Source organism: Protofrankia symbiont of Coriaria ruscifolia (assembly GCF_900634745.1).
Taxonomy (GTDB): Bacteria; Actinomycetota; Actinomycetes; order Frankiales; family Frankiaceae; genus Protofrankia; species Protofrankia californiensis.
The window spans coordinates 1-6,799 of record NZ_CAAAFR010000035.1; the positions used below are offsets into that span (position 1 = coordinate 1).

Genomic DNA, 6,799 nt, shown 5'->3' on the forward strand with positions numbered 1-6,799 from the left:
CAACCCCCATACCTACGTCCCCAACCCTTATCGGGAGCTCGACCCCCTCGGTCTCGAGTCATGTCCGCTGAACGCCGCAGATAGCGCGCTTGTTGGTGCTTCTCGAGAGTCGGCCGTGGCGAGACTGACAGGTGGCCGCGTTCTCGGCGAACCTGGCGCCCCGGGAATGAAGATCGTTCAGCCGGGCGTCGGCTCGACTGACGTGGACGTTCTGGGTCCGGGAGGCGAGTACATCGCTGTAGGTGGACCAGCAAAGGCGGCGAACCTTGCGAAACTGGGCCAGAAGCTGAACATCCTCAGGTACGCCGCTGGCGAGGCCGGTGTTCCGGGTCAGGCGTACTTCGAGCGAGGTACACCACAATCTGCCATCGACCTGGCTGGCAAGATTCTGGGTGAAGGCAACGTATTCACGTTCGGTAGGCCCTGACTATGGGTCTCGGTGAAGCTTGGTGGTTCTTTGACCGAGTGCCGGAGCGGGGCGTCGAGCACATGCTTGAGCTGCTCGACGGGCAAGGGCTCCATCTCCGTCATCCTGCAGACGAGCTCATCTATGTGTTCGACGAAATCGGGTCGCGCCGCGAGGCATCGCTCTCGTTCGTTGCCGCTGAGTGGACAGCGCAGCATGTGCTCACGATGCAACTCTGGGTCGATGCGGATACGGACGTTGTCGTGGCAGTTGAGTCGGGGGGAACCTGTGTGACCTTCAGCATCGACGGCTTGCTCCGCCAAGAAGCCGAGAGGGTCATTGCAGGGTTAGCGCTATGCGCGTGCGTAGTCCCCGAGACTCGTGCACTAGTAGTAGACCGCTATCTCCCTGAGGGTGGCGATGCTTGGCGTCACGGCATCGAATCGCGTCCGATTGCTCCTCCCAGCGATCCCGATCTCCTTGTGGGGCCCGAGGAAGACGGCGTCAGCCTGATCAGGGTTGGACGGGGGTCGTGGCTGAGAAGACCCGCGCCGTGATGGCAGGCGCAGCGAGTTCAGAGTGCGTCGACTCGATCGGTCGATGGCGGTCCTCGACGCGGAAGATCGACCTGATTCGTTGGCTGTCTGGCCTCCTTGTCTCCTTTGTAGCCGTCCTGGTGGCGATCTTGCTCGGAACCACCACGTCGGCCTCAGTCTCCGTCGCGACCGAGAACCGCGTCGGGGCCATCAGCCACGTCGGTGAGGTTCCCGTCGAGCCTCCTGAGGAGTGAATTACCCAGCCACGGAAGGGCTGGTACTGGACGTGCGGTATCGCGTCGGGAGCCTCGGGCTTCCAGCGTGAGTTGTCGCGGTGTTTAGTTCGCTAGCGATCTTTGGTCTGTGGGTTCTTCACATCTGTGTCACGTTTCAGGCTGCGGGTGCGAGCCGGGCGTGGTCGATGTAGTTGTCGACGTGGCGATCGAGGATGCGGAGCGCGTCGCGCAGCTCGGGTGGGGCCTGGCGCTGGTCGGCCGCGGTAAGCGGGACGAGGAGCCGGTTGTAGACCTTGGTGTAGAAGACGGCGATGCGGATGCCGTCGTCGGTGAGCGTGTAGCGGTTGCTGTGCGGTAGCCGGCGGATCAGGCCGGCCAGGCGCAGCCGGCGCAGGTCATAGGTCATCTGGCTGGGGCGGTAGTCGCTGCCGAGCAGCCCAGCGATCAAGACACGTAGGTTCTTGTTGGTGAAGCCGGTCGCGGCGAGCAGCGTCTGACACAGGGCGCCGGTCAGGGCCATGACCCGTGGATCACCGAACCGCAGGGCCGGGGTCCGCCGCCCCTCCGCGTCGACGGTGGGGTGCGCGATCCGCTCGAAGGCTGGACTCGCGAGGACACAGCCCTGGCCGACCCGTTCAGCGTCCAGGATCCGGCGGTTGGCCGCACGGGCCTTGGACTGCAGCTCGGGCAGGTGGCACAGGCGGGCGTTGCAGCCCAGGTCACGCGGGGCGTTGATGACGGTCTCGATCCGCATGGCCCGACCGTCCTTGAGGTACTGCTTGATGCGGGAGTGCTTGTAGAAGACGTTGACCACGACACCGCCGTTGTCGCGGCGGTCGATCGCGGTGCGGAAGGTTCCCTTCGTGTCACGGCGGATGAGGCGTCCGAAGATGATTTCCACGTTGTGCGGGCGGCCGAGGTCGAGGTTGTCGGCGATGAGCGCCTCGAAGAAGCCGCGGGCGTGCCGGGGCGCGTCGCACACGAGGGTGCGGGAGATCTCGATCTGGCGCATGGAGGTTTCCCACCAGTAGCCGGCGTTCCGATCGGTGGCGGTGAGCGGCAGCGGCAGCCGGGCCAGCCAGCGCTGCACGAACACGTCGATCGTGCCCGGGTTCAGCCGGTCGCAGATCTCCTGCAGCGCGGCCGGGTCGGCGGCGGCGGCGAACCCGTTGGACAGCTCGGCAAAGCCGATCCCGGCCCGGGTCGCCTGGCGTTTGGCCCACTCGTGCCCGTTGAGCCAGATCTTCGCCGGATACGGGAAGTAGCTGCACATCTTGATGAACGCCGGGCCGAAGTCGGCGTCCCACACGTAGAAGTAGTAGCAGGACACCCGCCGGTCGGTTTTGGTGAACGACCACTGCACCGCCCCAGTGGCGGTGTGGCGTTCGTAGGCGGTCCAGACCCGCTGGAACTCCTGGGCCACCCCGATCGCGGCGACCCCGGACCGTCCGGTCGCGGCCTGGCGATCCAGATGCGGACGCATCAGTTCCAGCTTGCCGCCCACGTCGTCCCTGCCGAAGCGCACCCACGGGATGTCGTTGGCCTCGGCGAACGAGGCGACCGCGCGGCGGAACCGCTGGCCGATCTGGTTGAACAGCGCCGGTGACGGAAACGGGTAGCCCAGATGACCGGACAGGAACGCCGTGACCTGCGCGCTGGTCTGCAACGTCGGCACGTAGGCGTTGAGATAGATCCGGTCCAGGCACTGGATGTCCAGCGCCACGTGCCCGTCGAGCACCTCGTTGACCGTCACCGTATGCGCACCCATGACCGGCCTCCTGACACGGCTACGGTCGCCAGGATGCGCCGGCCGGCACCGGGGCCGCCAGCCCAGCCGCGCTGCTCGGCGGTCCGAGGCGAAGCCTCACTGCTACTACTCCAGCCCGACTTTTGTGATCGTTTAGATCTGGTGGGTGGAGGTTGGGTAGCCGGGCTGCGTGGGGGCTGGTCCGGGCATGAAGGAGGCCACCGGTGATCCTCGGGGGTTGTGTGGACTCTCGAAGATCAGCCAGTGGCCGTGTGCCCCAGCGTAGACCTCGACCGGTGGCGGCAGGAGTTCGAGGCCCTCGGGGCCCGGATCGATGGTCGTTTCGCTCGTGTCGAGTCACGCAGGCGGGCGCGGTCGTTCCTGCAGGGTCTGCTGGCCGGGCTACCGCGAGTGAACTGCTGGGCGCTCGCCGAGCATGCCGGGGATGCCTCGCCGGGCGGGATGCAGCACTTCCTGGCCGCGGCGGTGTGGGACGACGACGGTCTGCGCGCTGACCTGCGTGACTACGTCATCGAACATCTCGGGCATCCCGACGCTGTTCTGGTCATCGATGAGACCGGCGACCTGAAGAAGGGAACGTAATGCCGACCTCCGCATTAGCCTGGATCTTTCGCGTGGCGGGTGGGCGAGGTTCCGTGATGACCGCCCCGTGTTTTCGATGTTGAGTTGTGCCGTCCGGTCGTGACGGGGTGGCCCGTTGTCGCGCGGACGGGGCGCCGGTCCACGGCCGGTGTCCTTCGGGTCGTCGGGGCAGGGCGGGTCGGTGGGCTACCCAGGGTCGGGCAGCGTGCGCAGGGTGGTCAGCGCCTGGACGGCCAGCTGCGTCCACGGGTGGTGGGCGGCCAGGTGCAGCACGGCCCTGCGGGCGTGGCGGGCAAGCCGTCCGGCGATGGTGAACAGCCTGTGCCGCAGGCGTTTGGGTTCCCATCGGCGGGCGGTGTGGTCGGGCAGAGCGAGTAGCTGGGTCCAAGCGAGCAGGTCGCAGGCCAACGCGACGATCGCGCACCAGATCTGGTTCTGGGTGAAATCGTGCAGGGGCAGATTGCGGAGGCCGGTGTCCTTCGCGCCGCGGATGCGGTCCTCGCAGCGGGCCCGGCGGCGGTGGCGGAGTTCGAGGTCGGCGAGTTGCCCACGCACGCTGTTCGTCGCGAACGCGGTGCACCGGTTGCCGTCGGGGTCGGTGATGCGCAGCTGGGCGCCGGGGTGCGGGCGTTCCTTACGGACGATCACTCGGATACCCGCGGGCCAGCCGGACAGGTCCATCAGGCCGGTCAGTTCGGCCACCCACGCGCCGGGGCGGGGCTGGCCGTCAGCGTCGTAGGCCGGCGTCCACGCCCGAGCCGGCACCGTGGCGATCAGGTCGGCGGCGTTGCCGGGCAGGGTGAAACCGACCGAGTAAGACAACCGGCGGCGGTGCAGCCAGCCGACGAAGGCATGCGTGCCGCCGCCGCTGTCGGTCCGGACCAGCACCGCCCTGCTCCGCCGAAGCCGGCGGGGTACCTGCGCCAGCGCGGCAGCGGCGACCGTGATGTGGTCGCTCGCAGTGTTCGAGCCGGCGTTGCCCGGCCGCAGCAGCACGGCCAGCGGCTCACCCGAACCGGCGGCGCCGTGGTCGGCGAACGCCCACAGCGGGTGGAAACCGAATCCCTTCTTCCACGTCCGGTCGGCGTTCTCCTTCTCCGAGTGGGCGGTGACCAGCGTGGCGTCCAGGTCCACCAGCAGCGGAGCGTCCGCCGACACCCCGGTATGAGGAGCGTGGCTGCCGGCGAGCTCCCAGACCCGGGAACGCGCGGCCGCCCGCGCGGTATCGATCGCTTGCAACGCCGTGTCGGCGTCGGCGGCCAGCCGGTCGATCAGCCGGGACACCGTCGGGTCCGAGGCCACCGGCCCGAACATCCCCGGCTCGGCGCGCAGCAGCGACACGTCGGCCAGGCAGTCCCCGCCCAGCGCCAGTGACAGCGCCACGTCCAGCAGCACCTTGCCCGGGTCGTGCACCGCCCGACCCGGCCGCCACGGCGACAGCGCCGCTGACAGCGTCCGGCCCAGCCCGCTGGCCCGGACGGCCTCGGTCAGCAGGACCCCGCCGCCGTGAGACACGACTCCCCGACCGGCGGCGTCCACGTCGATAGACGGGTAGACATCGGTAGTCTTCACCACGAGGGTGCTCCTCGGTTTGGGACGGACAAGGCCTCGATAACCTCAATCCTCCCAGGTCAGGAGCACCTTTCTCATTTCCGACACACCCTCAAACGATCACCGGTGAAAGCCTGAGGCTAAATTCCTGCGAGGTGTACTGGGTTCCGCGGTCGCTGTGGAAGATCACTCCTGGTGGTGGTTGGCGTCGGGTGAGTGCGTTGTCGAGCGCGTCGGTGATGAGGCTGGTTCTCATGTGGTCGGCGGCGGCCCAGCCGACGACGGCGCGGGAGTGCAGGTCGATCACGGTGGCGACGTAGGCCCAGCCGTCCCAGGTCCTGACGTAGGTGATGTCGCCGCACCAGCGGGTATCGGGTGCGGTGGCGGTGAAGTCGCGGGAGATCAGGTCGGGTGCGGGGACGGGCTGGTCGCCGGCGACGGTGGTGCGTTTCCAGGCCTTGGGGTGGCGTCCTTGCAGGCCGGCGGCCCGCATGAGACGCCAGACCCGCTTGTGGGAGAGCTGGTGGCCGGCGGCGGCCAGGCCGGCGCGGATCCGGCGGACGCCTGGATTGCCGCGTCCGTCGGCGTGGATCTTCCTGATCAGGGTGGTGTAGGTGGTGTCGTCGAGGGAGCGCTGGCTGGGCACGGCCCGGGACCAGGCGTAGTAGCCGGAGCGGGACACGTCGAGTTCGGCGCACATGAACGCGACGGGGAACTCACCGGAGGCAGCCCAGTCCGCGATGGCAGCGAACTTCACTGCTTTCCCTTCGCGAACCAGGTCGCTACTTTTTTTGCGAACTCGACCTGCATCTGCAGCTCGTTGATGGTGGAGTTCGCGTCTTTGACTTCGCCGCGTAGGTGGACGAGTTCAGCGCGTTCGGACTCGTCCAGGGGGCGTCCGGCGACAACGGCGCGGCCTCTTCCTTCGCTTTCTTCACCCATTTTCCCAACGTCATCTCGTGGACGCCGATGTTCCGGGCGACCTCGACGACCGGACGGCCGCCGTCGATGACGAAAGCTACCGCTTGTTCTTTGTACTCCTCGGTAAATCTACGGCGTGTCGCGCCCATGTCCAGCTCTCCCGACGGATCGGGCAGCTACGTCGGTCGTCCACCGAAGCGGGTACGGTCCAATGCCGACGTCGGACGAGCGGGCTGTCCTGGTTCGCCTGGTAGATCTTCTGGATGAGAGTGGCGGTCGGTCGTTGGCGTTGATCCAGGGCGGCGTTGAGGCGGAACTGCCCCGTTCCGTACGTGACGTCCTTGTGCGGGTGGCCGAGGTGCTCGCGTCCGGCAGGGGTATGGCGGTGGTGCCGGTGGACCAGGAGCTGACGACGCGTGAGGCTGCCGATCTGCTGGGTGTCTCCCGCCCAACGTTGATCAAGCTGTTGGATGCGGGGGAGATCGGCTACTCCCGGCCGAGTTCGTCGCGGCGGATCCCGCTGGAGCAGGTGCTCGCTTACAAGCAGCGGCGTAGCCGTAGGCGCCGTGAGCTGTTGGCGGAGATGACCGCGGACGCGGTGGAGATGGGCATGTACGGGTCACCGGCGCCCACCGGCACCGGCGACGCGTCTGCCCCTTGATGGCGCCTGTAACTCCACTGGGTTGAACTACACTCGGTTGTAGTTTGGCTGGGAGGAGTGGCGGGTGGCTGCGGGCGGGTTCGTCGGGCGGACAGCTGAGCTTGCCCGGTTGGACGCTCTGCTGGGACGGGTGGGGGA

General features: G+C 67.6%; 6 protein-coding genes and 3 pseudogenes. 4 read left to right on the plus strand and 5 right to left on the minus strand.

Annotated elements, in window-relative coordinates; all coding sequences use genetic code 11:
* Positions 1-427 (plus strand): annotated as a pseudogene (locus CV1CTNOD_RS25390) (hypothetical protein); the annotation flags it as partial.
* 2 nt (positions 428-429) lie between these two features.
* Complete coding sequence (locus CV1CTNOD_RS04455; RefSeq protein WP_207386186.1) at positions 430-963, plus strand: hypothetical protein; 534 nt, start codon at positions 430-432, stop codon at positions 961-963.
* A 369-nt stretch (positions 964-1,332) separates the two neighbouring features.
* Here CV1CTNOD_RS04455 and CV1CTNOD_RS04460 read toward each other — a convergent pair whose 3' ends face one another.
* Positions 1,333-2,946: a hypothetical protein gene (locus tag CV1CTNOD_RS04460; RefSeq protein ID WP_131784903.1), complete on the minus strand. Its 1,614-nt coding sequence runs from the start codon at positions 2,944-2,946 to the stop codon at positions 1,333-1,335.
* A gap of 249 nt (positions 2,947-3,195) precedes the next feature.
* Between CV1CTNOD_RS04460 and CV1CTNOD_RS04465 the strand changes: the two are divergent.
* Positions 3,196-3,525 (plus strand): annotated as a pseudogene (locus CV1CTNOD_RS04465) (transposase); the annotation flags it as partial.
* A gap of 189 nt (positions 3,526-3,714) precedes the next feature.
* Here CV1CTNOD_RS04465 and CV1CTNOD_RS04470 read toward each other — a convergent pair.
* From CV1CTNOD_RS04470 to CV1CTNOD_RS26270, 4 genes and pseudogenes are all read right to left on the minus strand, one after another.
* Positions 3,715-5,103, minus strand: coding sequence for an IS1380 family transposase (locus tag CV1CTNOD_RS04470; protein WP_131784905.1), 1,389 nt, complete (start codon positions 5,101-5,103; stop codon positions 3,715-3,717).
* A gap of 88 nt (positions 5,104-5,191) precedes the next feature.
* A complete protein-coding gene (locus CV1CTNOD_RS04475) occupies positions 5,192-5,836 on the minus strand; it encodes an IS3 family transposase (RefSeq protein ID WP_242606361.1) in 645 nt (214 codons plus the stop codon).
* A complete protein-coding gene (locus tag CV1CTNOD_RS26265; RefSeq protein WP_242606362.1) occupies positions 5,833-6,021 on the minus strand; it encodes a hypothetical protein in 189 nt (62 codons plus the stop codon). The genes CV1CTNOD_RS04475 and CV1CTNOD_RS26265 overlap by 4 nt, the downstream gene beginning before the upstream one ends.
* 23 nt (positions 6,022-6,044) lie before the next feature.
* A pseudogene (locus tag CV1CTNOD_RS26270) lies at positions 6,045-6,149 on the minus strand (transposase); the annotation flags it as partial.
* Between the two features lie 62 nt (positions 6,150-6,211).
* Between CV1CTNOD_RS26270 and CV1CTNOD_RS26275 the strand changes: the two are divergent.
* Positions 6,212-6,661: a helix-turn-helix domain-containing protein gene (locus CV1CTNOD_RS26275; RefSeq protein ID WP_131784908.1), complete on the plus strand. Its 450-nt coding sequence runs from the start codon at positions 6,212-6,214 to the stop codon at positions 6,659-6,661.
* Positions 6,662-6,799 lie beyond the last annotated feature (138 nt).